General features: G+C 73.5%; 22 protein-coding genes. 18 read left to right on the forward strand and 4 right to left on the reverse strand.

What is annotated here, in order from left to right:
• The first annotated feature begins 298 nt into the window (after positions 1–298).
• Together EBN88_RS06555 and EBN88_RS06560 are read left to right on the forward strand one after the other, a co-directional pair.
• The gene (locus EBN88_RS06555; protein WP_122182855.1) at positions 299–1,426 is read left to right on the forward strand and encodes a ferrochelatase; all 1,128 of its coding nucleotides are present in this window, start codon (positions 299–301) and stop codon (positions 1,424–1,426) included.
• A 44-nt stretch (positions 1,427–1,470) separates the two neighbouring features.
• Positions 1,471–2,319: an inositol monophosphatase family protein gene (locus EBN88_RS06560; protein WP_122182856.1), complete on the forward strand. Its 849-nt coding sequence runs from the start codon at positions 1,471–1,473 to the stop codon at positions 2,317–2,319.
• A 338-nt stretch (positions 2,320–2,657) separates the two neighbouring features.
• Here EBN88_RS06560 and EBN88_RS31150 read toward each other — a convergent pair whose 3' ends face one another.
• Positions 2,658–2,819 carry a hypothetical protein gene (locus EBN88_RS31150; protein ID WP_193317833.1) on the reverse strand — a complete coding sequence of 54 codons (162 nt, stop codon included), beginning with the start codon at positions 2,817–2,819 and terminating at the stop codon, positions 2,658–2,660.
• Positions 2,820–3,140: 321 nt separating this feature from the next.
• On the opposite strand from EBN88_RS31150, the gene EBN88_RS06565 reads away from it, so the two are divergent.
• From EBN88_RS06565 to EBN88_RS06575, 3 genes are all read left to right on the forward strand, one after another.
• Positions 3,141–3,794: a response regulator transcription factor gene (locus EBN88_RS06565; protein WP_122182857.1), complete on the forward strand. Its 654-nt coding sequence runs from the start codon at positions 3,141–3,143 to the stop codon at positions 3,792–3,794.
• Between the two features lie 6 nt (positions 3,795–3,800).
• Complete coding sequence (locus EBN88_RS06570; RefSeq protein ID WP_122182858.1) at positions 3,801–5,108, forward strand: sensor histidine kinase; 1,308 nt, start codon at positions 3,801–3,803, stop codon at positions 5,106–5,108.
• Positions 5,109–5,427: 319 nt separating this feature from the next.
• Positions 5,428–5,727, forward strand: a complete 300-nt coding sequence (locus EBN88_RS06575; RefSeq protein ID WP_062214304.1) for a DUF4193 domain-containing protein — start codon at positions 5,428–5,430, stop codon at positions 5,725–5,727.
• 20 nt (positions 5,728–5,747) lie between these two features.
• Here the strand turns inward: EBN88_RS06575 and EBN88_RS06580 are convergent, their stop codons facing one another.
• On the reverse strand, positions 5,748–6,200 hold the full coding sequence (locus EBN88_RS06580) for a DUF3093 domain-containing protein (protein WP_122182879.1): 453 nt from the start codon (positions 6,198–6,200) through the stop codon (positions 5,748–5,750).
• Between the two features lie 210 nt (positions 6,201–6,410).
• Between EBN88_RS06580 and dut the strand changes: the two genes are divergently transcribed.
• The 7 genes from dut (at position 6,411) to EBN88_RS06615 (ending at position 12,628) form a co-directional block, all read left to right on the forward strand.
• Positions 6,411–6,920: a dUTP diphosphatase gene (gene dut / locus EBN88_RS06585; protein WP_122182859.1), complete on the forward strand. Its 510-nt coding sequence runs from the start codon at positions 6,411–6,413 to the stop codon at positions 6,918–6,920.
• Between the two features lies 1 nt (position 6,921).
• Positions 6,922–7,686 (forward strand): DUF3710 domain-containing protein, encoded by a 765-nt coding sequence (locus EBN88_RS06590; RefSeq protein WP_122182860.1) that lies wholly within the window; start codon positions 6,922–6,924, stop codon positions 7,684–7,686.
• Between the two features lie 117 nt (positions 7,687–7,803).
• Positions 7,804–8,088 carry a DUF6343 family protein gene (locus EBN88_RS06595; RefSeq protein WP_122182861.1) on the forward strand — a complete coding sequence of 95 codons (285 nt, stop codon included), beginning with the start codon at positions 7,804–7,806 and terminating at the stop codon, positions 8,086–8,088.
• A gap of 57 nt (positions 8,089–8,145) precedes the next feature.
• Positions 8,146–10,719 carry an ATP-binding protein gene (locus tag EBN88_RS06600; RefSeq protein WP_122182862.1) on the forward strand — a complete coding sequence of 858 codons (2,574 nt, stop codon included), beginning with the start codon at positions 8,146–8,148 and terminating at the stop codon, positions 10,717–10,719.
• Positions 10,697–11,377, forward strand: a complete 681-nt coding sequence (locus EBN88_RS06605) for a response regulator (protein ID WP_122182863.1) — start codon at positions 10,697–10,699, stop codon at positions 11,375–11,377. Before EBN88_RS06600 ends, EBN88_RS06605 begins: the two co-directional genes overlap by 23 nt.
• A 29-nt stretch (positions 11,378–11,406) precedes the next feature.
• Positions 11,407–11,808, forward strand: a complete 402-nt coding sequence (locus EBN88_RS06610; RefSeq protein WP_122182864.1) for an OB-fold nucleic acid binding domain-containing protein — start codon at positions 11,407–11,409, stop codon at positions 11,806–11,808.
• 4 nt (positions 11,809–11,812) lie between these two features.
• Positions 11,813–12,628, forward strand: coding sequence for a DUF3159 domain-containing protein (locus EBN88_RS06615; RefSeq protein WP_233580500.1), 816 nt, complete (start codon positions 11,813–11,815; stop codon positions 12,626–12,628).
• A 50-nt stretch (positions 12,629–12,678) separates the two neighbouring features.
• Here EBN88_RS06615 and EBN88_RS06620 read toward each other — a convergent pair whose 3' ends face one another.
• Complete coding sequence (locus EBN88_RS06620; RefSeq protein ID WP_122182865.1) at positions 12,679–13,353, reverse strand: potassium channel family protein; 675 nt, start codon at positions 13,351–13,353, stop codon at positions 12,679–12,681.
• Positions 13,354–13,399: 46 nt separating this feature from the next.
• Positions 13,400–14,062, reverse strand: coding sequence for a potassium channel family protein (locus EBN88_RS06625; RefSeq protein ID WP_122182866.1), 663 nt, complete (start codon positions 14,060–14,062; stop codon positions 13,400–13,402).
• A 196-nt stretch (positions 14,063–14,258) separates the two neighbouring features.
• Here EBN88_RS06625 and EBN88_RS06630 point away from each other — a divergent pair, with 196 nt between their 5' ends.
• The 6 genes from EBN88_RS06630 to EBN88_RS06655 all read left to right on the forward strand — a co-directional run bounded on the left by EBN88_RS06630 (position 14,259) and on the right by EBN88_RS06655 (position 23,535).
• Positions 14,259–15,632 carry a class I SAM-dependent RNA methyltransferase gene (locus EBN88_RS06630; protein WP_122182867.1) on the forward strand — a complete coding sequence of 458 codons (1,374 nt, stop codon included), beginning with the start codon at positions 14,259–14,261 and terminating at the stop codon, positions 15,630–15,632.
• Between the two features lie 63 nt (positions 15,633–15,695).
• Positions 15,696–15,950, forward strand: coding sequence for a ribbon-helix-helix domain-containing protein (locus EBN88_RS06635; RefSeq protein WP_122182868.1), 255 nt, complete (start codon positions 15,696–15,698; stop codon positions 15,948–15,950).
• A complete protein-coding gene (locus EBN88_RS06640; RefSeq protein WP_122182869.1) occupies positions 15,947–16,390 on the forward strand; it encodes a PIN domain-containing protein in 444 nt (147 codons plus the stop codon). Before EBN88_RS06635 ends, EBN88_RS06640 begins: the two co-directional genes overlap by 4 nt.
• Before the next feature lie 157 nt (positions 16,391–16,547).
• Positions 16,548–18,080 (forward strand): TIGR02677 family protein, encoded by a 1,533-nt coding sequence (locus tag EBN88_RS06645; RefSeq protein WP_199742282.1) that lies wholly within the window; start codon positions 16,548–16,550, stop codon positions 18,078–18,080.
• Positions 18,077–19,393 carry a TIGR02678 family protein gene (locus tag EBN88_RS06650; RefSeq protein ID WP_122182871.1) on the forward strand — a complete coding sequence of 439 codons (1,317 nt, stop codon included), beginning with the start codon at positions 18,077–18,079 and terminating at the stop codon, positions 19,391–19,393. The genes EBN88_RS06645 and EBN88_RS06650 overlap by 4 nt, the downstream gene beginning before the upstream one ends.
• Complete coding sequence (locus EBN88_RS06655) at positions 19,390–23,535, forward strand: TIGR02680 family protein (RefSeq protein WP_122182872.1); 4,146 nt, start codon at positions 19,390–19,392, stop codon at positions 23,533–23,535. Before EBN88_RS06650 ends, EBN88_RS06655 begins: the two co-directional genes overlap by 4 nt.
• Positions 23,536–23,562: the final 27 nt, after the last annotated feature.

Here is a 23,562-nt window from a genome sequence, read left to right on the forward strand (position 1 = left end):
GGTAAGGGAGTTGACCCGACCATCCGGTGGAGGTTCGGGCAACAAGCGCCACAGAACTCCCCAATTCGGGACGTTCCCGCCCGTTCGCCGGCGGCATCCGAAGGTCCGGTGTGAACAGTGTGCAGGTTGGGGCGAATGGTGGAAGTTGAGGTAAAGACTGTCGCCGGGGCGGAGCGGGCCCCGGGGGCCGGGGGTGATCTGTTCGGTGGGGGATCGGCGCGGGAGTCGCCCGGGCCCGGCCCGCCGACCCGGGACGGTGCCGCGAGGTCGCCGAGCGGCTAGTGGCAGGATCGCTGCCATGGAAGGTGTGCTCGCTGCCCAGCCCTATGACGCCCTGCTCCTGCTCTCCTTCGGCGGCCCCGAGGGTCCCGACGACGTCCTGCCGTTCCTGGAGAACGTGACGCGTGGTCGGGGCATCCCCCGCGAACGGCTGGCCGAGGTCGGCGCCCACTACCACCTCTTCGGCGGGGTCAGCCCGATCAACGAACAGAACCGCACCCTGCTGGCCGCCCTGGCCGACGACTTCGCCGCCCACGGCGTCGACCTCCCGCTCTACTGGGGCAACCGCAACTGGGCGCCCTATCTGACGGACACCCTGCGCCAGTTGGTCGCCGACGGCAGGCGCCGGGTGCTGACCCTGGTGACCAGCGCCTACGCCTCCTACTCCGGCTGCCGCCAGTACCGGGAGGACCTGGCCGGCGCGCTCGCCACGCTGCGCGAGGAGGGCCTGGAGCCGCCCCGGGTGGACAAGCTGCGGCTGTACTACAACCACCCCGGCTTCCTGGAGACGGTCGCCGAGGGCGTGCTGGAGTCGCTCCAGCGCCTCCCGTCGGAGGAACGCGCCGGCGCGCGGCTGGTGTTCACCACCCACTCGATCCCCGACTCGGCCGCCGACGTCTCCGGCCCGCCCGAAGGGCACGGCCCCGGCGGCGCCTATGTCGCCCAACACCTCGACGCCGCCCGGGTGGTGGCCGAGCGCGTCGCCGAGGCCACCGGCGTGACGCGCGAGTGGGAGCTGGTCTACCAGTCCCGCAGCGGATCGCCCCGCATCCCCTGGCTGGAGCCCGACGTCAACGACCGGCTGCGGGAGCTGCGCGCCAAGGGCGAACGGGCCGTGGTGCTCGTTCCCGTCGGCTTCGTCTCCGACCACATGGAGGTCCGCTTCGACCTGGACACCGAGGCGCTGGCCACCGCCGATGAACTGGGCCTGCTGGCCGTCAGGTCGCCCACCGTGGGCGCCCACCCGCGCTTCGTCGCCGCGCTGCGCGAACTGGTCCTGGAGCGCGCCGCCACCGAACGCGGCGAGCGGCCCGAGCGCGGCGCGCTGGGCGAACGCGGCCCCAGCCACGACGTCTGCCCCGTGGGCTGCTGCGCGGGCCGGGTGGTCAAGCCGGCGGCGGCCGGCGCCGACAGCCCCTTCGCGTGACCCAAGCCGACCAGCCGTTGAGTACGACCCTCCGAGGAGACCCCGTGTCCGAGCACCCCGAACCCGCGTCGGCGGCCGCGCTGTTGGAGCTGGCCGCCGAGGCCGCCCGCCGGGCCGGCACCCTGCTGCGCGACGGCCGGCCGGCCGACCTGGGCGTGGCCGCGACCAAGTCCAGCCCGATCGATGTCGTCACCGAGATGGACGTGGCGGCCGAGCGGCTGATCACCGACTTCCTCACCGAGCGCCGCCCCGAGGACGGGGTACTCGGCGAGGAGGGCGGCGAACGGACCGGCACCAGCGGGGTGCGCTGGGTCATCGACCCGCTGGACGGCACCGTCAACTACCTCTACGGGCTGCCCCAGTGGGCCGTCTCCATCGCCGCCGAGGTCGAGGGCCGGGTGGTGGCCGCCGTCGTCGAGGCGCCGATGCGCGGCGAGAGCTACCAGGCCACGCTGGGCGGCGGCGCCCGGCGCGTCACCGCGACCGGCCTGCCCCAGCCCATGACGACGCGCCCCAGCCCGCCGCTGGACCAGGCGCTGATCGCCACCGGCTTCAACTACGTGGCCACCGTGCGCACGGCCCAGGCGGCGCTCGCGACGCGGCTGATCCCCCGGGTGCGGGACATCCGCCGCTCGGGCTCGGCCGCCATCGACCTCGCCGACGTGGCCGGCGGCCGGCTGGACGGCTACTACGAACGCGGCCTGATGCCCTGGGACCTGGCAGCCGGCGACCTGATCGCCCGCGAGGCCGGCGCGCTGACCGGCGGCCGGCTCGGGCAGCGGCCCGACGGCGACCTCACGGTGGCCGCCAGCCCCGGCGTCTTCGCCGCCCTCCAGCCGCTTCTCGACGAGTGGGGCGCCTGGCACGACGAGATGGCTGACGCCGAGGGTTGAGCGGGGTTGAGGGCGCGGCGGTGAGTGCTCGTAGGCGGTCGGGGAGCGCCTGACGGGTCGGCCGGTGTGGTCGCACGCCCCGCTGGGCGGGTTCGCCCGCGCGGGCGGTGCCATGAGTCGTGCCGGTCGCCGACGGGCGGGCCCGGCGTGGCGCCGCTTGCGACTCCGGCGGCCCCGGGACGACCACTCCGGGATTCGCTTCGAAGGGCACGGTGGCACCGGCGGCGGCGATCACGCGGATGGCGAGACGGTTCCGGGCGCGTCCCGTCACCGCTCGGACACACGTGGGGGGCGTCGGGAGGCTCTCCTCCCGACGCCCCGCCGTGGTCGTTGGTCGGTCAACAGACCTGGACGCCGTGCTCCTCGGCCAGTCGTCGCAGGTCGTCCAGCTCGGCCTGCTCCACGTCCATGGTGAACAGGTCTCCCGCTTCACGAGCGCGGTGCAGATCGGACTGGGTGTTCTCGATGCGCTGAAGGATGTCAGCGGTGAACGCGTCCAAGGTGCGCCCCCTCGGCTCTCATGGCGGCACCGGGGAAGTGCCGCGGGTGGGTGCGACCACAGCGGTCCCGCAGCGGGTCGGCAGCGCGGGGGGATGGCTTGCCGCCTTCGCGGGATGGTCACGGGGTGTGGAGGGCTACTCCCCGGCTGGCCCGACCGCAAAACCTTCCTCACCGGCCCAATCTCGCCGGCGGCCAGCCCGGGGGGCGCGGCCGTTCCGTTTACCACCGGCTTACGCGGGTTGCGGGCAGGATGGTGGCACGCGGTCAGCCGACCCAGGGTGATCGGGTGACCCCACAGCGACCCACAGAGAGGGACGGACGTGCGCGTACTCGTCGTCGAGGACGAGCGGTTGCTCGCGGACGCGGTGGCCACCGGGCTGCGGCGGCAGGCCATGGCCGTGGACGTGGTGTACGACGGCGAGGCGGCGCTGGAGCGCGTCGACATCAACGAGTACGACGTCGTCGTACTCGACCGCGACCTGCCCCTGGTCCACGGGGACGACGTCTGCCGGCACATCGTGGCGGCCGGACTGCCGACGCGGGTGCTGATGTTGACGGCCTCGGGCGACGTGAGCGACCGGGTCGAGGGGTTGGAGATCGGCGCGGACGACTACCTGCCCAAGCCGTTCGCCTTCACCGAGCTGATCGCCCGCGTCCGGGCCCTGGGCCGCCGCGCCACCGCGCCGCTGCCGCCCGTGCTGGAGCGGGCCGGCATCACGCTGGACCCCAACCGCCGCGAGGTCTTCCGCGCCGGGCGCCCGATCCAGCTGGCGCCCAAGGAGTTCGCTGTCCTGGAGGTGCTGATGCGGGGGGACGGCGCCGTGGTCTCCGCCGAACAGCTGCTGGAGAAGGCCTGGGACGAGAACACCGACCCGTTCACCAACGTCGTGCGGGTCACGGTGATGACGCTCCGCCGCAAGCTGGGCGAGCCGCCGGTGATCACCACCGTGCCGGGCGCCGGATACCGGATCTGAGGCGCCATGGTCTCCTTCCCGCCCAAGCCCCCCAGGCCCCCGAAGCCCGCCGGGACGCCGGCCCCGCCGGGCGCGCGCCCGGCGTCCCGGGTGGCCGCCCCGCCCAAGCCCCAGTGGGACCCGGGCGACGCCGACCAGCACCGCAGCTGGTTCCGGCCCACCATCCGGATCAGGCTGACCCTGCTCTACGGCGGGATGTTCCTGATCGCCGGCGTGGTGCTGCTGACGATCATCTATCTGCTGGCCGCCCGCGCCCTGGACCGGGGCAGCCGGCCGCCGTTCGAGTTCACCAGCAGCACCGAGGTCACGATCAACTCGGACATCTGCCCGGGGATCACCGGGCGGGTCAGCGCCGCCGCGTTCGAGAGCTGGCTCTCGGAGTGCTACGGGGTGCAGCGCTCCATGGCCCTGGACCAGCTGCTGAGCAACTCGCTGCTGGCGCTGCTGGGGCTGGCCGTGGCGGCGTTCGCCTTCGGCTATGTGATGGCCGGCCGGGTGCTCTCGCCGCTGGGCCGGATCACCCGCACCGCCCGCCAGGTCGCCGGCTCCGACCTGCACCGCAGGATCGAACTCGACGGCCCCGACGACGAGTTCAAGGAGCTGGCCGACACCTTCGACGAGATGCTGGACCGGTTGGACCGCGCCTTCACCGCACAGCAGCGCTTCGTCGCCAACGCCTCCCACGAGCTGCGCACCCCGTTGGCCATCAACCGCACCCTGCTGGAGGTGCAGCTCTCCGACCCGGAGGCCTCGCCCGAGCTGACCCAGCTGGGCAAGACCCTGCTGGCCACCAACGAGCGCAGCGAGCAGCTCGTCGAGGGCCTGCTGCTGCTGGCCCGCAGCGAGAACGAGATCATCGACCACAAGCCCGTCGACCTGGCGGAGGTCGCCGGCCAAGCCGTCGAGCAGAGCCGGGGCGAGGCGGCCTCCCGGGGCGTCGCCCTGTCCGGCACCCGCCAGCAGGTCTGGGTCCAGGGGAACGGGGTACTCCTGGAGCGGATCGCCCTCAACCTCGTGCAGAACGCGATCCGGTACAACCTGCCCTCGGACGGCTGGGTGCGCGTCGATACGGAGGCCAGGTCGGGACAGGCCCTCCTCGTGGTGGAGAATACGGGGCCGGTGGTACCCGCCTACGAGATCGACAACATGTTTGAGCCTTTTCGGCGGCTACGCACCGAGCGCACCGGAAGCGACAAGGGCGTCGGGCTCGGCCTCTCCATCGTGCGGTCCGTGGCGCGCGCTCACGGCGGCTATGTTCAGGCCGTTCCGCGCGAGGGCGGCGGACTGGTGATGCGGGTGACCGTTCCGGTGTGAGGTCCGGCCCGCGTTCCGGGCCGATGTGTGGTCCGCACAGCGGTCTGACAGGGCCCTGGGACGGGAAAGAAGGGAATGTGATCAATCGCATACGCACGCCGCGCTAGCGGCGCGGGCACTGGCCGGGACGGGCATTGTGACCGGTCCACGGCCCGATCGGCAGCCGTAATGATCACCTCTTCAGGCGTTCGGTTGGGTGTCGATTGAGTAACAGCACTTGATGTGAGGCAAAATCTCCGCCTCGGGTCGGGCACAAATCCCGACCCCTCGCGCGTTACGTGCGCTGAGACATCACAGACACCCGGAGGGGGAGAACGAAATGGCAACCGACTACGACACTCCACGCAAGACCGACGACGATGTCAACGAGGACAGCATCGAGGAGCTGAAGGCCCGGCGGAACGACAAGTCCGCCTCGACGGTCGACGTCGACGAGTTCGAGCAGGCGGAGGGCCTGGAGCTGCCCGGCGCCGACCTGTCCAACGAGGAGCTGTCGGTCCGGGTGCTGCCGCGGCAGGCGGACGAGTTCACCTGCATGAGCTGCTTCCTGGTCCACCACAGGTCCCAGCTGGCCGACGAGAAGGACGGCCAGCCGATCTGCCGGGACTGCGCGGCCTGAGTCCCCGCCCGGACCGGCGGCTACACCGCGTCCGGGCGGGCGGCGGCCAGCGCGGCGGCGAGCCGCTCCGGTCGACGGGTCGAGAGGTAGAGATAGGGCGTGGGGTCCTGGGGATCGGTCACCTCGACCCTTACCGCCGTGGGAATGTAGGCCCGCAGCACCATATGAGCCCGGGCATCCGCACGATGGGTGCGCCAGGCGCGCGCCTCATCGGCGTTGAGCGCCCGGGCCTCGCCCAGCGCTTCGAGGGGGATGCGGGCGTCCCCCGCCACCAGGGAGCCGGCCGTCACCCGAATCCGGGCGCCGCCGTACGCGCTCAACGCCATGCCGGCGAGGGCGCCACCGGCGGCCATCCCCGACAGCAGCGGGACCGGGCCCAGCGGCACCAGCGCGACGCCGAGCAGCAGCACGCTCATCAGGGCCATCAACCACCAGGTCGCCGGTACCGTCAGTCGCTCGTCATACGCCTTCATGGGCCCAAGCATCGCAGGCTCGCCTCCCGGCCCGCCCGGCGGCGGTAGGGTCTGCATCGTGAGTGCGGTCCTGACCCTTCCGAGGCCCAGCGGGCCCGGCCCGAGGCCTACGTCCCTCGCCGGTTCCGGCGCCGGCGTCCTCTCGGGTTTCTGCCCCCGTTCCCCGTTCCCCGCGCGGCGGTTGGCGCGCACCCTGCGGGAGGTGGCGCGATGAGCCGCCCGCTGGACGTGCTGCTGCGCAGGATCGATCCCGAGGTGCCCCTGCCCTCCCGGGCCCACCCGGGGGACGCCGGGGTCGATCTGGTCACCACCGAGCCGGCCGAACTGGCGCCGGGGGAGCGGATCGTGTTGCCGACCGGGGTTTCCATCGCCCTGCCCGACGGGTACGCGGCCTTCGCACACCCCCGCTCCGGGCTCGCGGCCCGCTGCGGGGTTTCGATGGTGAACGCTCCCGGCACGATCGACGCCGGGTACCGTGGAGAGATCAAGGTCATTCTGATCAATCTGGACCCACGTCAGAGCGTGCGGTTCCAGCGATTTGACCGCATCGCCCAGCTTGTCGTCCAGCGGGTCGAGACGGTGCGGTTCCACGAGGTCGCGGAGCTGCCGGGATCGGCGCGGTCCACCGGGGGCTTCGGCTCCACCGGGGGGCACGCCGACGCCGGGAACTCCTATGCTGCGGTCGGTCCCGGCGGGGCCGCCGACCGGAAAGGACAGTGACGTGTTCGGACGTCGTCGCAAGCGAGACGCAAAGCCCGAGGACGCGGTCGAGGCGACCGCCGACGAGACTCCGGACGAGGACGAGGTGCGCCGGGTCAGGCTGGAGCCGGCACCGCGCCCCGACGGTCCCTGGGACGTGAGCGAGGTGTCCAAGCCGGCCGAGGGCCGGGTGGACCTCGGCGGGCTCTTCGTTCCCGGCGTCCAGGGCATGGAGCTGCGCGTCGAGGTGGCCGGCGACGCGATCGTCGCCGCCACCGTGGTGCTCAAGGACAGCGCGGTGCAGCTCCAGGCCTTCGCCGCGCCCCGGCGCGAGGGCATCTGGGCCGAGGTGCGCGAGGAGATCGCCAGCGGCATCACCGGGCAGGGCGGCGCGGTCGAGGAGATCGAGGGCCCGCTCGGCTGGGAGCTGCGGGCCCGGGTGCCCGTCAAGCTGCCCGACGGCAAGCAGGGCACCCAGGTGGTGCGCTTCGTCGGCGTGGACGGCCCCCGCTGGTTCCTGCGCGGGGTGATCTCCGGGCAGGGCGCGGTGCAGCCGAAGACCGCCGGGCTGCTCGAGCAGATCTTCCAGGACACGGTCGTGGTGCGCGGCGAAGGACCGATGGCGCCCAGGGACCCGATCGTCCTCAAGCTCCCCGACGACGCCCAGATGGTGCCGGACGGCGTCAAGAAGGAGCAGGCCGGCTCGGGCGACGAGGCGCAGGTCTCCCGGTTCGCCGGCGGCCTGGACAAGCTGCGGCGCGGCCCGGAGATCTCCGAGGTCCGCTGAACCTCCGCGACGGCGCGGGTCCCCGGCGTTCCGGGGGCCCGCGCCGTCCTCGTGCGCCGGTGTGAGGGCCGGGCCGCGCGGGTACCCGGGCGCGGTCCGTCGTCCCGGAAGGCCGCCATGAGCAGAGCACGGCACGCCCGCACCGGCACCGAGCCGATCACGGCGCTCAGCGCGCTGCGGCTGCGGCTGCTGCTGTCGGTCATCTTCACCCCGCTCTTCGTCGCCGGCGCCATCGTGTTCGGCGTCTGGTGGGCGCGGGCCGAGCCGGGCGACGCCGTCGGCCCCGACGCCCTGCGGGTGATCACCCTGATCTGCGCGATCGCCGCCGTTCTGGCGCTGGTCGACCTGGTGGTCGTGGTGCGTCGCCGCCGGCGGGCGGCCCGGCGCCCCACAGCCCGCTGACCGGGGCGGAGGACGGCCGGGGGACGGCGGGCCCGGGAAAGCGACGACAATGGGTCCATGTCACGCCGTGGTGAACTACGGATCTATCTCGGGGCGGCCCCCGGGGTCGGCAAGACCTACGCCATGCTCTCGGAGGCGCACCGAAGAGTCGAACGCGGCACCGACCTGGTGATCGGCCTGGTCGAGCACCACGGCCGGCCCCGAACGGCCGCCCTGCTGGAGGGACTTGAGCAGGTGCCCCGGCTGCGGCTGGCCGGCGCGGACGGGTCGGCCGCGGCGACCGAGATGGACACCGAGGCCGTGCTGCGCCGCCGCCCGGCCGTGGCGCTGGTGGACGAGCTGGCCCACACCAACGCGCCGGGCGCCCGGCACGAGAAGCGCTGGGAGGACATCGAGGAGCTGCTGGCCGCCGGTATCGACGTCATCTCCACGGTCAACATCCAGGACCTCGCCTCGCTCGGCGACGTGGTGGAGTCGATCACCGGCGTGGAACAGCGCGAGACCGTGCCCGACGAGGTGGTGCGCAGCGCCGAGCAGATCGAGCTGGTCGACATCACCCCCGAGGCGCTGCGGCGCCGGCTGGCGCACGGCAACATCTACGCCCCCGGCACGATCGACGCGGCGCTCTCCCACTACTTCAGGCCGGGCAACCTCACCGCGCTCCGCGAGCTGGCGCTGCTGTGGACGGCCGACCGGGTGGACGACTACCTGCGGCGCTACCGCACCGAGCACGGCATACGGTCCACCTGGCACGCGCGGGAGCGGATCGTCGTCGGGCTCACCGGCGGACCCGAGGGCAGCACCCTGCTGCGGCGGGCGGCCCGGATGGCGGCCAAGAGTTCGGGCGCCGAGATCCTCGCCGTCTACATCTCCCGTTCCGGACGGCTCAGTTCGGCCTCGCCCAGGGAGCTGGCCGACCAGCGGACCCTGGTGGAGGAGCTGGGCGGCACGTTCCACCATGTGATCGGCGAGGACGTGCCCACCGCGCTGCTGGACTTCGCCAGGGCCGCCAACGCCAACCAGATCGTGCTGGGCTCCAGCCGCCGCAAGCCCTGGCAGTACGTCTTCGGCCCGGGCGTCGGCGCGACGGTCGCCAGGGAGGCGGGGCCCGACCTGGACGTGCACCTGGTGACCCACGACGAGGTCGCCAAGGGCCGGGGGCTGCCGGCCGCGCACGGCGCCCGGCTTGGGCGGGCCAGGGTGCTCACCGGCTGGCTGCTCGGCCTGGGCGGGCCCGTGCTGCTGGCCGCGCTGCTGGACGCCCCCGAGCCCGGCGCCGAGTTCTCCAGCGACGTGCTGCTGTGCCTGTCGTTCACGGTGCTGGCGGCGCTGACGGGCGGCTTCCTGCCGGGCCTGGTCTCGGCGGCCGTCGGCTCGCTGCTGTTGAACTACTACTTCGCCAGCCCGGTGGGTCAGTGGACCATCGCCGAGGGGCACAGCATCGTCGCCATCGTGGTCTTCTTCGCCATAGCGACCTCCGTCGCCACCGTCGTGGACCGCTCGGCCCGGCGCACCCAGCAGGCCGCGCGGCTGCGCGCCGAGTCGGAGACGTTGACGCTGCTGGCCGGCAGCGTGCTGCGGGGCGAGGACACCCTCGCGGCGCTGCTGGAGCGGGCCAGGGAGACCTTCGGCATGGACGCCGCCGCGCTCCTCCAGCGCGGCGGCGAGGACCGCCGCTGGTCCTGCGTCGGCAGCGTCGCCGCCCGGGAGGACGTGTGCCCGCCGCAGGTGCCCACGGACGCCGACGTGGACGTGCCGGTCGGCGACCACACCATGCTGGCGCTGACCGGGCGCGTGCTGCCCGCCGAGGACCGGCGGATGCTGGCCGCGTTCGCCGCGCAGGCGGCCGCGATCCTCGACCGGCAGCGGCTCAAGGAGGAGGCGGTGCGCGCCCACAAGCTGGCCGAGGGCAACCGCATCCGCACCGCGCTGCTGGCCGCCGTCTCGCACGACCTGCGCACCCCGCTGGCCGCGATCAAGGCCAGCGTCTCCTCGCTCCGCTCCGACGACGTGGCCTGGTCGCCCGAGGACGAGGCCGACCTGCTGGAGAGCATCGAGGAGGGCGCCGACCGCCTCGACCAGCTGGTGGGGAACCTGCTGGACATGTCGCGCCTCCAGACTGGCACCGTCGAGCCGCTGATCCGGGAGATCGACCTGGACGAGGTGGTGCCGGGCGCCCTGGGCGGGATCGCCGAGGACAGCGTGGTGCTGGACATACCGGAGTCGCTGCCGTTCGTCGCCGCCGACCCCGGGCTGCTGGAGCGCGCGGTGGCCAACGTGGTGGAGAACGCCGTCAAGTACAGCCCCGAGGACCAGCGGGTGCTGGTGCGGGCCAGCACCCTGGGCAACCGGGTCGAACTGCGCGTGGTGGACCGGGGGCCCGGCGTTCCGGCCAGCCACCGGGGGCGGATCTTCGAGCCGTTCCAGCGCCACGGCGACACCCCCAGGGGCAACGGGGTCGGCCTGGGCCTGGCCGTCGCCCGTGGATTCACCGAGGCCATGCACGGCACGCTGGACGCCGAGGACACCCCCGGCGGCGGGCTGACGATGGTGCTCACCCTGCCGACCGCGAGGGTCGCGGCGGCCGAACCGGAAGGAACGACAGCCCATGCACCGGGTGCTCGTGGTTGATGACGAGCCGCAGATTCTCCGCGCGTTGGTGATCAACCTCAAGGCGCGCGGCTACCAGGTGGACACGGCGGCCGACGGTTCGACCGCGCTGCGGGTGGCGGCCGCCAGCCACCCGGACGTGATCATCCTCGACCTGGGCCTGCCCGACATGGACGGGGTGCAGGTCATCACCCGCGTGCGGGGCTGGACCAGGACGCCGATCATCGTGCTCTCCGCGCGGCAGACGTCCGACGAGAAGGTGAAGGCGCTGGACGCGGGCGCCGACGACTACGTCACCAAGCCGTTCGGGATGGACGAGCTGCTGGCCAGGCTGCGGGCGGCCGTGCGCCGGCTCGACCCGGTGGCGGTCGAGGCGGAGCCGGTGGTGGAGACGGGCGGCTTCACCGTGGACCTGGCCGCGCGGAAGGTGCAGCGCGAGGGGCACGACGTGCGGCTGACGCCCACCGAGTGGCACCTGCTGGAGGTCCTCATCCGCAACAGCGGGAAGCTGGTCAGCCACAAGCAGCTGCTGTTGGAGGTCTGGGGCCCCACCCATCTGACGGAGACCAACTACCTGCGGGTCTACATGGCGCAGCTGCGCCGCAAGCTGGAGGCCGACCCGGCGCACCCGCGCCATCTGGTCACCGAGGCGGGGATGGGTTACCGCTTCGAGCCGTGAGTGTCGGGGGGCCACGTTACGCTGAAGGCATGACTGCGGATGGCCGCGCGGCAAGGCGCGGCGGGCGCCTGTGGCGCCTGCTGGGTCGCCCCGGGGCGGGCGAGCCCGGCGAGGACCTGGCGGCTGACCCCGCCGCCGCGCCCTGCACCAGGATCGGCGACTGCGCCAGGACCGCCGCCGGCCGTCCGGTGGTGCGGGTCACCGGCACCCTGCGGGAGGTGCGGGAGCGGAGCGTGGCGGGGATGCCGGCGCTGGAGGCCCGGCTGGACGACGGCAGCGCCTCGTTGCGCGTGGTGTGGCTGGGCAGGCGGGCGATAGCGGGGGTGGAACCGGGCCGCGAGATGGTCGCCTCCGGGCGGATCGCCGTGACAGACGGCAAGGCGGTGCTGTTCAATCCCCGATACCAACTTCAGGCCCGTGGACAGGAGTAGCCGGGTGACCTCACCTGACAACCGTCGGACCGCCGACCAGACGCCGGACGAGGCCGCCACCAGGGAGGCGTTCTTCGAAGCCTTCGGTGGGGTGCGCGGCATGGTGGAGACCACCGTGCCGGGGCTGGTCTTCGTGTTGATCTTCACCGTCACCCGGGAGATCAACCCGTCGGCGATCGGCGCGGTCAGCCTCTCCGCCGCGATGGCCGTCGCCCGGCTGGTGCGGCGGGACAGCGTCAAGCACGCGCTCAGCGGGGTCTTCGGCGTCGCCTTCGGCGCGGCCTTCGCGATGATCTCGGGCGACGCGAAGAACTTCTACCTGCCGGGCATGGTCTACACGCTCTGCCTGAGCGTCGCCTACCTGCTGAGCGCGGCGGTCGGCTGGCCGCTGCTGGGGCTGCTGCTCGGCCCGATCTTCCGGGAGAACCTCTCCTGGCGCACCAGGAACCCGGGCCGCAAGCGGGCCTATGTGAAGTCCAGCTATGTCTGGGGCGGCATCCTGCTGGCCAAGTCGGCGATCACCTTCCCGATCTACTTCTGGGGCGACGCCACCCAACTGGGCTGGTTGCGCGTCGCGTTGGGCATCCCGCCGTTCCTGGTCGCGGTGTACTTCACCTGGATCATCCTGGTGAAGGCGCCGGCGCCGATCGATGTGATCGCCGAGTGGGAGGCCCGCGAGGCGGCGAAGGAGGCCGCGAAGGACGCGGCCGAGGGGGCCGCGCCGGCCCCCGGGGGCGAGGGCGGGGCGGGGGAACGCCGCGAGCCGGCGGCCCGGCGCTCGGGGCAGGACCCGCTGCCCAGCGCCGGCACCGAGGGCTGAGCGCTCGCCGGCCCTCTCCCCACGGCTCCCTGCGGGCTCCCTGCGGCTTCCTACGGCTGCTCCTGCGGCCGGACGGTCAACAGCCGTTCCAGCTCGGCCTCCTGGCTGCCGGCGGCGACAAAGAGCAGCTCGTCCCCGGCGGCCAGCGCGTCGTCCGGGTCGGGGACCATCACCCGGCTGCCCCGGATGATGGTGACCAGCGCGGTGTCCTGCGGCCAGGCCACCTCGCCGACCCTGGTGCCGGCCAGGGCGGCGCCCTCGGGGAGGGTCAGCTCCACCAGGTTGGCCTCGCCCTGGCTGAACCGCATCAGCCGCACCAGGTCCCCGACGCTGACGGCCTCCTCCACCAGGGCGGACATCAGCCGGGGCGTGGAGACGGCGACGTCGACGCCCCAGGAGTCGTTGAAGAGCCACTCGTTGGCGGGGTGGTTGACCCGGGCGACCACCCGGGGGACGCCGTACTCCGTCTTGGCGAGGAGCGAGACCACCAGGTTGACCTTGTCGTCGCCGCTGGCGGCGATCACCACCTGGCAGCGCTCCAGCGCGGCCTCGTCGAGGCTGGTGATCTCGCAGGCGTCGGCCAGCAGCCACTCCGCCTCCGGGACCCGCTCGACGGAGACCTTGGTCGGGTCCCTGTCGATCAGCAGGACCTCGTGGCCGTTCTCCAGCAGCTCGGCCGCGACCGAGCGGCCCACCGCTCCCGCTCCCGCGATCACGACGCGCATCGGGCCGCCTCCCTCGTGGTGCCCGGCGTCCCGGGCCTCGTCGCGTTCACCGGGGCTCGGGCCCGCGCACGCAGGCCGCCTCCACCTCGGCGACCTGGTCCCGGTACATCAACACCTGCACCAGGTCGCCCTCCTGGAGCACCATGCCGGCCGTCGGCAGGGTGGCCTCGCCCAGCCGGGTCAGGAACGCCACCCGCACGCCCGTCACCTCCTGGAAGCGGCTGACCCTGTGGCCCATCCAGGACGGCGCGAGGGTCACCTCCGACAGCAGCACCTCGCCGGTCGGGTCGCGCCACAGCGGCTCGGCGCCGGAGGGCAGCAGGCGGCGCACCATCTGGTCGGCGGTCCACCGGACGCTGGCCACGGTCGGGATGCCGAACCGTTCGTAGACCTCGGCCCGGCGCGAGTCGTAGATGCGGGCCGTGACATGGCGCACGCCGAACACCTCGCGGGCCACCCGGGCCGCGATGATGTTGGAGTTGTCGCCGCTGCTGACGGCGGCGAAGGCCCCCGCCTCCGGCAGGCCGGCCTCGACCAGGGTGTCCCGGTCGAAGCCGAGACCGGTCACGCGGCGGCCGGCGAACTGGGAGCCGAGCCGGCGGAAGGCCGTCGGGTCCTTGTCGATGACGGCGACCGAGTGCCCGCGCTCCTCCAGCTCGTGCGCCAGGGTCGCCCCGACCCGGCCACAGCCCAAGATCACGATGTGCATAGGTCTCCTTCGCGCTGGCCACGCTACCGGCTGGCGGCATCCCTCGCCGCGAGCGGCCGGGCCCGGTGGGCGTAAGCCTGCCATGGGCGGCCGTAGACTTGACGGCCGCTGTCGCGTTTCCGACTCTCGCCGGCCGCGAACCCCGTTTCCCGCCATCCCGGCACCCGTTGTGCCAGACCCCTGGAGCCGCACCACCATGGCCACCGAACCAGCGTCCAGCAAGGCGGCCTCCCTGGTCGGCCAGGAGTACGAGGTCGAGGTCGGCCCCGTCGCGCACGGGGGGCACTGCGTGGCCAGGACCGACGAGGGGCGGGTGCTCTTCGTCCGGCACACCCTGCCGGGGGAGCGGGTCGTCGCCCGGGTGACCGAGGGCAGCCAGGACGCGCGCTACCTGCGGGCCGACGCGGTGCGGGTGCTGAGCGCGAGCCGGGACCGGGTGCCCGCGCCCTGCCCGTTCTCGGGGCCCGGGCGCTGTGGCGGCTGCGACTGGCAGCATGTGAAGCCGGGCGCCCAGCGGCGGTTGAAGGCCGAGGTGCTGACCGAGCAGCTGGCGCAGCTGGCCGGGCTGACCCCCGAGGAGGCCGGCTGGGACGGCACGGTCGAGCCGGCGCCCGGCGACAAGGTGGCGCCGGGCGAGGTGCCGGCCTGGCGGACCCGGGTGCAGTACGCGGTGGACGAGGAGGGGCGCGCGGGGCTGCGCCGGCACCGTTCCCACGAGGTGGAGCCGGTCGACCGCTGTCTGATCGCCGCCGAGGGCGTCTCGGAGCTGGGCGTGGAGCGCCGCCAGTGGCCGGGGATGGCGACGATCGACGTGGCGGCCGCGACCGGCTCCCACGACCGGCTGGTGGTGCTCACGCCCCGGCCCGAACGGCGGCTGCCGTTGGTCGAGTTGGACCGGCCGGTGTCGGTGATGCGGGCCGAGCCGACGAAGGGGCGCGGCGGGGAGCCGCCGCTGCACCGGGTGCACGGGCGGGCGTTCGTGCGGGAGCGGGCCGACGAGCACACCTGGCGGGTGAGCGGCGGCGGCTTCTGGCAGGGGCACACCAAGGCCGCCGAGCTGTTGGTGGACGCGGTGATGCGCGGGCTGATCCCCCGGCGCGGCGAGACGGCGCTCGACCTCTACTGCGGGGTCGGCCTGTTCGCCGGCGCGCTGGCGCGACGGCTGGGCGAGAAGGGCGCGGTGCTGGGCATCGAGGCCTCGGGCCGGGCGGTGCGCGACGCGCGGCACAACCTCGCTGAGTATCCCCGGGTGCGGGTCGAGCGGGGGCCGGTGGCCCGGGTGCTGCCGGCGACCGGCATCACGGAGGCCGACCTGGTCGTCCTGGACCCGCCCAGGGCGGGCGCCGGCGGCGGGGTGGTCCGCCAGGTCGCGGCGCTGGGGCCGCGCCGGATCGCGTATGTCGCCTGCGACCCGGCGGCGCTCGCCCGCGACCTGCGCCACTTCGCCGGGGCCGGGTATGTGCCGCGCTTCATGCGGGCGTTCGACCTGTTCCCGGTGACCCACCACCTGGAGTGCGTGGCGATCCTCCAGCCGGCGGGCGCGGCGGGACTGAGGGTGCGGCGGGACTGAGGGGGAGGGGCCCCGGCCCGCTCGAAGCTGTGTCGGTCCTGGTACATGTACGAGCTTCGGTACATGTCCATGAAGCGCACCAACGTCTACGCGGACCTGGAGGACCTCGCCATCATCAAGGAGGCGGCCCGGCGGCGGGGCGTCAGCGAGGCCGAGATCATCCGCGAGGGCATCCATCTGGCGGCCATGGCCAACCGGACCTGGGACGAGCCCCTCTTCTCCCGCACCTTCGAGGGGACCGGGCGCACGCCCACCAGGAGCGACGTGCGCGTCGCCGACGCCGTGCGCCGCGAGGCCGGAGGCGAGCCCGCCGCGTGATCATCGTTGTCGCGGACGCCTCGGGCCTTCTCGCGGCGCTCGACAGCGCTCATCCCGAACACCGGGCGGTCAACGAAGCGATCATGGTCGCCGGGCTCCTGGTGATGTCCCCCCTGTCGCTCTCCGAACTCGATCACGTCGCCACCCGCGAACTCGGCCGTGAGGCCGCCCTCAGCGCGGTCGACGACATCCGACGCTGGCTGCGTGCGGGGCGCGTCACGGTGCCCCAGATCACGGACGAACACCTGGGCGTCGCGCGGTCCGCGCGGGCTCGCTACCGCGATCTTGACCTGGACCTCGCGGACGCCGTGAATGTCGCTCTCGCCACGGACTACGACACGGATGCCGTGCTCACCCTCGACCGGCGTGACTTCAGGACCGTGCGCCCCCTGAGCCGTCACAAGGCGTTTCGCCTGTTGCCCGACGACCTTCCGGTGTGATGTCGACGGTGGGTGGCTGTCGACCGCTCGGCTGGCATGTTCCGATGTCCTGGTTTCGCCCGCGACTGTCAGCGCTGTCGTCTACCGTGGTCTGCCAGATGACGTCGAGGCCGTTGGGGAGGAGGCCGACCGGGGGGTGCGTAGGGTTCCGCCGGAGATGTTCCGGTTCACCACGGTGGAGCGAACCGACCTGTATGGCGCGTTGCTTGAGGCGTTCGGGGTGGCCGGCGAGCATCTGGAGACGGCACTCGGGTTCGACGCCGTGCGCGAACGACTGCGTGTCGTTGGCTGGTTGGCGGCGGTCGAGGACGAGGAGCTGTACGAGGCGCTGCGGCAGTTGGTGGCGTGGGAGCTGCTGGACGTCGTCCACAACCACGCGGAGAACTATCGGACGGCCGAGGAGTACGAGCGACGCAATCTCCAGTACTCGCTGACTCGACGTGGCGAGGCCGCTCTCGCCGGGGTCCGGCACGCCCTGGAGGTCCTGGCTTCCACGGGGGCCCTACAGACGGCGGTGCTGGAGGCGATCGCCGACCGTCTCGACGAGCTGTGCCTCCTGTGCGACGAGCCGGCCACGGCCGATCGCCGGATCTTCAGCACCTTACGGGAGTTGGAGGGGCACCTGGAGGCCCTGGTGGAGAACACCAAGGCCTTCAACGGTGAGTTGCAGCGGCTGCTGCGGGCCGAAGGCGCGGACCTGGACGTGTTCCGTGAGGTCAAGGCCGCCACCGTCGCCTATCTGAGGGAGTTCCTGGTCAACCTCGACCGCCGGGCGGAGACCGTCGCGGACGCCGTGGCCCGGGTGGAGCGGCGCGGGGTCGCCGACCTGCGCGAGCGCGCTCTGCGCGGAGCCGAGCTGCCGCCGTCAGCCGGCGCCGACCCCGTCCCCGGCTGGCTGGAGAGCCGACGGGCGCGCTGGGCCGGCCTGCGGGCGTGGTTCCTACCGGAGGACGGGACACGGCCCCGGATCGACCAGCTCCACGACATCGCTCGACGAGCCATCGTCTCGCTGATGCGGGTGCTGGAGCGGATCAACGAGTCTCGCCGCCGTTCCTCAAGCGCCGTGCGGGACTTTCGGGAGCTGGCCCGCTGGTTCGCCGCCGCGCCCAGCGAGGAGGATCTCCACCGGCTGTGGTCGGCCGCGTTCGGACTCGGCGCGGCGCGGCACGCACATCTGGCCCATCCGGACCCTGAGTTGATATCGCCGTCGCTGCCCTGGGCGCAGGCGCAACCGGTGGAGGTGTCGGCGCTGCTGCGGACCAGGGGCAGAACGGAGCGGTTCACCCGCACGGGCCGGGTTCGGGATGTGGCGGCGGTCAGGGCCGAACGGGCCGAGCGCGCCCGCGCGGAGCGCGCGGCCCTCGCCCGGGCCTGGCGGGAGTTGGTGACGGACGGCGCCGTCCGCCTGTCGTCCTTCGGCGCGCTGGACCCGGGGGTGCTCCAGCTGCTGCTCGACCTGTTGGGCCGGGCCCTGTCGGCGCGGCCGGACTCCGGGGGGCTGCGTCGCGGCGTGACGAGCGACGGCGAGGTGGAGGTCCTTCTGTCTCCCCCGCCGGACGACCGCACCGCCGTGCTGCACACCGCGGAGGGTTCGCTGGCCGGCCCCGACTATGTGGTCCGGATCAGCGTGGCGGGCGGAGCGGACGCCTTCCCGTCTCCGGGGGCGGGGCGGCGGGGGGCGCTGGGATGAGCAAGCTCACCAACCAACTCGCCGCCGCCGAGGCGGCCGAGATCGCGCGCGGCGTTCGGCTGCTGCTGGCGCACCCCCTGCTCACCGCCGAGGCCGACCCCGCCGGGTTCGAGCTGGTGCGCCGGCGTCATCCCACGCTCGCCCGGTGGTTCGACTACGCCTGCGGCTGGAGCCTGGTGGTCGAGCCCCGGCGCGGATACGCCCGCCTCGCCAAGGTCCGTACGGGCGCGGACGGTTCGCGGCCGGCCCGCAGGACCCGCTCCGGCCGGGCGCCCTTCGACCGGAGGCGCTATGTGCTGCTGTGTGTGGTCGCGGCCGAGCTGCTGTCGATGCCGGTGACGACCATCGGTCTGCTCGCTGACCGTGTTGTGCGGGCCACGGCGACCGATCGGGCGCTGCCGTCCTTCGCGCCGGTGGAACGGCGGGAGCGGATGGCCTTCGTCGACGTTCTGAAGCTGCTGGAGTCCTATGGCGTGGTGCGGGCCGTGGACGGGGCGACCGACGCCTATGTCGAGTCGGCGGAGGCCAAGGTTCTCTATCGGGTCGACACCACCCTGCTGCTGCGACTGCCCACGGCGCCGGTCGGCGCCTCCCGGCTGGCCGTTGACCCGGAGGAGGTGCCCGCGCGGTTCGGTGAACTCCTCGCCGGACTCGTCTGGGAGCCGCGCTACGGCCCTGTCCCCGACGCGGCCCGTGACTCCGGTGACGAGGAGGGCCCCGAGTCACCCGTCTCGGCCGCCCAGCGGAATCTGCGGCTGCGCCACTCGGTGCTTCGTCGACTCTTCGACGAACCGGTGCTGTACCGGGACGACCTCTCCGAGGAGGAGCTGGCGTATGTCACCTCCCTGGCGGGGCGCCAGCTCCTGCTTCGGACGGTCGGGCAGGCGGGCTTCGTGCTGGAGGAGCGCGCGGAGGGGTTCCTGCTGGTCGACCCGGAGGCGCTGGCCACCGACCAGCGCTTCCCCGATGACTCCTCGACGGCACGGGTCGCCGCGCTCCTTCTGCTGGAGCCGCTGTGCGCGGCGCCCGCCGGGATGCTGCCCGAGCAACTCGACGCGTTCGGGGTGGAGTTGCTGCGCCGCTTTCCCGGGTGGGCGAAGGCGTACCGGTCCGAGGAGGGCCCGGAGCGGCTCGTACGGGACGCGGTGCGCGTACTGCGTGACGCCGGGCTGCTCCGGGAGGCGGGTGATCGGGTCGTCGCGCGTCCGGCGGCCTTTCGCTACCGGCTGGCCGAGACGTCCGGCGGGGCCGCGGAGGGCGAACGCGGCGGCGGGGAACCCGGCCGCCCGGACGAGAGGGGAGACACGGCATGAGCGTGACGGAGCTTCCGCTGCCGCGCCGGCAGGGGGTGACCGGGCCACAGTCGACTCCGGCCGGACCTGGGGGCGTCGACGGGGGCCGCTGGCGTCCGCACCGCGCGGGCATCCTCAACGTCTGGCGCTACTACGACGAGGTCTTAACCTTTCACCGGGGGCGGCTGCTGCTGCGTGGCCAGAACGGTTCGGGGAAGTCGAAGGCGTTGGAGCTTCTGCTGCCGTTCCTGTTCGACGCGAGTCTGCGCCCGCATCGGCTGTCCACGTTCGGCGGCTCCGAGCGCACCATGCACTGGAACCTGATGGGCGAGGGCGCCACCGGCAAGACCCGCGTCGGCTATGTCTGGATCGAGTTCGGTCGCGTGGACGAGGACGGCGCCGAGCGGTGGTTCAGCTGCGGGGCGCGCCTCCAGGCGAGCACGCACACCAGCGGCGCGCACGCGGATTACTTCACCACCGTCGCCCGCATCGGCCGGCCCGGGGGCGTGTTCCTGGTCAACGAGGCCGGGCAGCCCCTGACCCGCGCGGCGCTCGTGGCGGCGCTGGGCGACCGGGGGGAGGTTCACCCGTCGCCCGCCGAACACCGCACGGCGGTTCGCCGGACGCTCTTCGCCGGCATGGGGGAGCAGCGCTACGACTCGCTCCTGTCCGCCCTGCTTCAGCTACGTCAGCCAAAACTCTCGGAACGGCTTGATCCCTCCCTCCTCTCCACGCTGCTCTCGCGTGCACTGCCGCCGCTGGGGGAGGGCGAGATCGCTGAACTCGCGGAAGGCTTCGAGAGGTTGGATCGCCAGCGTGAGTACCTCACGCGTCTCGACGACGAGGTGAAGGCGGCTGGCTCCGTGGCGTCCCGTCAGCGTGACTACGCGCGGCGGGTGCTGCGTGCCGGCGCTGCCGCGTTGATCTCCGCGACCACCGAAATGGACAACCTCACCCGTGTCGCCCGCCTCAGTGCGGAGGAACTGGAACGCGCGGAGGCGGAGAACACGTCGACCGCAGAGCGCCGCCGGGAGCTGGCGGAGCGCGCGCACACCCTGGAAGAGACCATCGAGGGCCTGCGGGAGAGCGACGCCTACCAACGCGGCGCGGAACTGGACCGCCTGCGGAGCCGCGTCGAGGAGGCGACGACCGCCGCCCTCGCGCGGCGCGCCAGCGCGCGGGAAGCCGAGAGCCGCGCCCTGGACGGCCAGCGAAGCGCCGAGCGGGCCGCGCTCCGCGCGCGCACCCTCGACGCCAACGCCCAGCAGGCCACCGACGAGGCCCGTGCCGCCGCCAGGGCGGCCGGTCTGGAGTCCGTCCACCACGAGGTCAGGACGCTCCTGGGGGAGCCGGGCGCCCCGGCCGGGGCCGAGGAGGAGGCGCTGTCACCGACCGGCGCCGAAGCGGGCGGCGGCGCCACGGGCGAGCGACGGGCCGGCCGGGCACGCCAGTTGGCGCGTGGCGCGGCGGAGGCACGACGGCAGCAGATCGCGGAGGTCAGCGAGGTGCTGGACGGCCACGAAACGGCCGTGCGGGACCGCGAGGCCGCCGAGGACGCGCTGGAGGGCTGTCGCAGCCGGCTCACGGAGGCGATGGGCCGTCGCGACGAGGCGGTCCGCGCCCGGGACGAGGCCCTGTCCGCGCAGGCGGAACGGCTGCGCGCCTGGGCCACGTCCTGTGCCGAGTTGCGGGTCGCCGACCCGGACCACCTGGCCGACCTGGCCGATGCGGAGCCCGAGGTGCTGGCTCTGACGGAGGCCGCCGCCCGCGCGGTGGAACGGGAGATCGCCACCGCCGAGGCCACCGTGCGGGCCGAACGGCAGGCACGAGCAGACGAGTTGCGCCGTGCGGAGGCGGAGCTGCTTGGGCTGCGCCAGGAAACGGATCTGCCACCCGCGCCTCCGTTCACCCGCACCACCGACCGGACGACGTTGCCGGGCGCCCCTCTGTGGCGGCTGGTCGCCTTCCGCGACGATGTCCCCCCTTCCGCGCGGGCCGGCGTCGAGGCGGCGTTGGAGGCGTCGGGGCTGCTGGACGCCTGGGTCTCTCCCGACGAGGGGGGCGCGCTACCCGGCCACGACACCCGGGTCGACGCGGCCCTGGCCCGGCCCGCGCCGGGCCCGAGCCTGTTGGACGTGCTGCGCCCGGCGGAAGACCTTCCCGTGCCGGCCGAGACCGTGACACGTCTCCTGGCGGGCATCGCCTATGGCACGCCGCGCGGCGGCGACCACCCGGTCGCGGTGTCCGCCGACGGCGCCTGGCGCCTGGCGCTCGCCACCGGCACATGGGCCAAGCCGGAGCCCGCCCACATCGGTGCCCTGGCCCGCCAACGGGCTCGGCAGCGCCGGATCGGTGAAGTGGCGGGCCGCATTGATGAGATGAACTCCCTCATCGCCGCCCTCGACGACCAGTCGCGCGACCTGGCCACCCGCAGGGCCCGTCTGGACGCCGATCGTGCCGCGCGTCCCGACCACCGGGAGCTTCGGGCCCGAGGCGACGCGTTGGCGCGCGCCGAGGAACGCGTGGCGGCCAGGGACGACGCGGTGCGGGACGCGGCCACGCGTCTGGCCCGGGCCGAGGACGAGGTCGAGGCCGCCCTGCGGGCGCTCACCCACCGGGCCGTGGAGCACGGGCTGCCCACGGACCGGGGCCGGCTGCGTCAACTGTCCGGCGCGATCGACCAGTTCCGGGACGCCACCGACGCCTGGGTGGATGCCCGCCTGGCCGCGCGCGCCGCCGCCGACACGGCCCGCCAACTGGCGGAGCACGCGGATCGAGCACGGGGCGAGGCCGAAGAACGGGGTCGGGACGCGGCGGACGCCGAGAGCACGGCCGCGGGGCTTCGCGCGCGCCTGGAGGCCGTGGCCGCGACGGTCGGAGAGGACTATCGACAGGTCGTTGCCCGGGTCGGCGAGGCGCGCGAGGAACTGCGCCGCTGCCGCGAGGAGGCCGCCGACGCGGAGAGCCTCCTTCTCCGCCTCCAGCACCGCATCGGGGAGTTGACGGCCACCAGCAGGCAGGACGCCGAACGGCGGGAGTCGGCGGTCGCCACCCGGGACGAGGCGGTGCGACGGTTCCGCCATCTGTGCGCGACGGGGCTGGCCGAGGACGCCGGGTTCGCGGAGCGCCCCGGGGACGAGGGCGGTGCCAGGGCCACCCTGGAGGCGGCTCGCGCCCTCGCCGCGCGGTGGGCCGATCTGCCTCATGCCCCGCGTCACCTCAGCGATGCCGCGACCCGCCTCTCCGAGGCGGTCCACGCGGCCCGCCAACGCCTGGGCGCCCGCGTTGACCTGGAACTGGAGCCCGACGACGACATCCAACTCCTGACCGCCTCCCTGGACGGGGCGCGCGTCGGCGCGTCGGGTCTGCTCGGCGCGCTCGCCCAGGAACGTGACCGTGGCCGCGACGACATCACGGCCGCCGAGCGCGGTCTTTTCGACCAGATCCTCACGGGCGACATCCGCCGCCACCTCGCGGCCCGTATCCGTCGAGCCCATGAGCTGGTCGACCGGATGAACGGGCATCTGGAGCGTGTCCGGACCGCGTCCAGGGTCGCGGTGCGGCTCGTCTGGGACGTTCGTCCGGATCTGCCCGACGGAACGCGCACGGCCCGTGAGCTGTTGCTGAAGGACCCCAGCAGGGCGACCGAGGCCGACCGGGAGGCCCTGCACGCCTTCTTCCGCGCTCGTATCGAGGAGGCCAAGGCCGCCAACACGGCGGCGAGTTGGGAGGAGCAGCTGGGCGAGGTGCTCGACTACACGGCCTGGCACCGGTTCACGGTTCGCCTGGACCGGGCGAACGGGGCCGGCTGGCAGCCGCTGACGAAGAAGCTGCACGGCGCGCTGTCCGGCGGGGAGAAGGCCATCGCGCTGCACCTGCCGCTGTTCGCCGCCGTCGCCGCCCACTACGAGGCGGTTCCGCTGGCACCTCGCCCGATCCTGCTGGACGAGGTCTTCGTCGGGGTGGACACCGTCAACCGTGGACAGATCTTCGCGCTGCTCACGGCGCTCGATCTGGACCTCGTGCTCACCTCCGACCACGAGTGGTGCACCTATCGGGAACTGCCGGGGATCGCGGTGCACCAGCTGCTGACCGGCGCCGGTGACGACGCGGTCACCAGCGCTCGCTTCGTCTGGAGCGGCAGCGACTGGGAGGCAGAGTGACGCCCCCGGGCTCGGGGCGGGGTCAGG

The sequence above is a fragment of the Streptomyces triticirhizae genome, from assembly GCF_003696235.1.
Classification (GTDB): Bacteria; Actinomycetota; Actinomycetes; order Streptomycetales; family Streptomycetaceae; genus Streptomyces; species Streptomyces triticirhizae.